Raw genomic sequence first — 2,132 nt, forward strand, 5'->3', positions numbered from 1 at the left:
CCACCTCGCCCGCAGCCACCTCGCCCGCGGCCGCCGTGCCGTCGGCATGGCCGAGGGCGGAGCGCAGGAGCTCCCCGGCCCGGACGGCGATGTTCGACAGCAGCGTCGAGGAGATGCCGTGCGCGTACTCGGTGGCACCTGGGATGTAGATGCCGGCCGTGCTCCCCGCCGCGGTAACCACACGGTAGTCACGTCGAACCTCCAGACGGCCGGCGTCGTCGACGTTGCACACCGCCGCCATGCCGCCGAGCAGCCGCCACGGGTCGCGGGAGCGGTAGCCGGTGGCCAGCACCACCACGTCCGCGTCGAGGGTCTGCCGCTGGCCGGTCGGAAGGAACTCGACGGTCGCCCGGACACCGTCCGGAACGTCCTCCAGGCCGGTGAGCCGGGACGCCCGCACCATGCGCAGCCGTTCGACGCCACGCACCTTCTCCTGGTAGACGCGGCGGTACAGCTCGTCGATGAGGTCGGTGTCGACCACCGAGCAGTTGGTCCCCCGGTGGTAGTCGAGCAGCATCGCCCGGACCTTGTCGGGGGCGTGGAAGAAGTCGTCGACCGCGGTCGGGTCGAAGATCTGGTTGGCGAACGAGCTGTCGTCGGCCGGGCTGAAACCGTAGCGGGCGAAGACGGTGTGCACCTCGGCCCGCGGGAAGTTGGAGTGGAGGTATTCGGTCACCTCGGCCGCGCTCTGACCAGCACCGACGACGAGGAATCGCCCCCGCGGTGTCGACGGCATCGCGCCGACACGGTCGAGCAGGTCGTGGTTGTGCCAGACCCGCTCGGTGAGCCCGATTCCGTCGGGTGTGCGAGGTTCCAGGCCGGCCGCGATGACGACGTTGCGGGCGCGGCGCACCTCCGTGCGCTCGGGGCCGCCGCCGCGCCGGCTCACCACGTCGATGAAGGCGATCTCACCGCCGAGGGTGACCGGCCGCAGGTCGACGACCTCCGAGCCGTACTCCACGAGATGATCGAGGCGGCCCGCAGCCCACTCCAGGTAGTCGTGGAACTCGTGGCGCAACGGGAACATCGTCTTGTGGTTGATGAAGTCCACCAGCCGGTCCTGGCCGTGCAGGTACGACACGAAGCTGAAATCGCTCGCCTGGTTGCGCAGGGTGACAAGGTCCTTCAGGTACGACATCTGCATGGTGGCGCCGTCGAGCAGCATTCCCCGATGCCAGCCGAAGCGTTCCTGGCGTTCCAGGAAGGTGACCCGCAGTGCCGCCGAGGGCGCTACCTGGGCGTTGTGTTCCTCGACGGCGATCGCCAGGGCGAGGTTCGAAGGCCCGAACCCGATCCCGATCATGTCGTGGACACCGAGTTCCGTCAGTTCTCCGGCCCGCTCGTGCAGACGTCCTACCACGGCTGCCCTTCCAGTCATGTGAGACCGCGTCGGCGCTGACCAGAGGTACCTCGTCCGAGGACGCTCAGGCGGAGCACCATGTCATGACTGTTAGTTAAGTTAGACTTACCTATACTCGGAATAATCGGGTGACGTCAAGGTTGTGCGTCCCTTCGCAGCCCGTTGTGCGCGGCCGGTTGCGCGCACCTTCGCCGCCTGTCGATGCGATTGTCTTCGCTGACTTTGGTTAACCTAACTTATGGCGAATCAAGTACCGATGTCCGGCGGATCGCGACAACGCTGGTCACGTCCGGAGCCGTGATGTACGGAGAGTGCTCATAGTGCGCGCCCGTGTGACACGGGCGCGGACGGGCGCGGCCGGGCGAGGCGGACGCTCTCAAGGTCCGCGCTCGTGTGACACCGACCCACGCACCCACACATCCGCCCGGCACCGCGAACCGCCTGAACCGGAGGCGACCGCACACCCGCACACCCGCACATTCGTGCACCCGGCCCACGGCTCGGGCGGCACAACGCCGACAATCATGATCTGTCCAGGCGCATCCCCGTCTGGCCTGGGAGGCGGCCCCGCGCGCCACATGCTCACGCCGGCGCGGGCCCCGACCCGTACGCAGGCCCCGATCCGTGATCGTGATGCCACGATCGACCAGCTACCGACCTGCCGGGGCCCGCGTGTCGTACTCTTGGTTGGGTCGTCTCCGGGGGCGTAGCTCAATTGGCAGAGCACTGCCTTTGCAAGGCAGGGGTTAGGGGTTCAAGTCCCCTCGTCTCC

1 protein-coding gene and 1 tRNA gene are annotated in these 2,132 nt (G+C 67.9%); one reads left to right on the forward strand and one right to left on the reverse strand.

The window, feature by feature from the left end:
• Positions 1-1,360: SidA/IucD/PvdA family monooxygenase (locus NBW84_RS09950; protein WP_250283860.1), on the reverse strand; the 1,360-nt coding region annotated here is incomplete at its 3' end.
• 700 nt (positions 1,361-2,060) lie between these two features.
• Here NBW84_RS09950 and NBW84_RS09955 point away from each other — a divergent pair.
• A tRNA-Ala gene (locus NBW84_RS09955) sits at positions 2,061-2,132 on the forward strand.

This window comes from Protofrankia sp. CiP1_Cm_nod2 (assembly GCF_920664355.1).
Classification (GTDB): domain Bacteria; phylum Actinomycetota; class Actinomycetes; order Frankiales; family Frankiaceae; genus Protofrankia.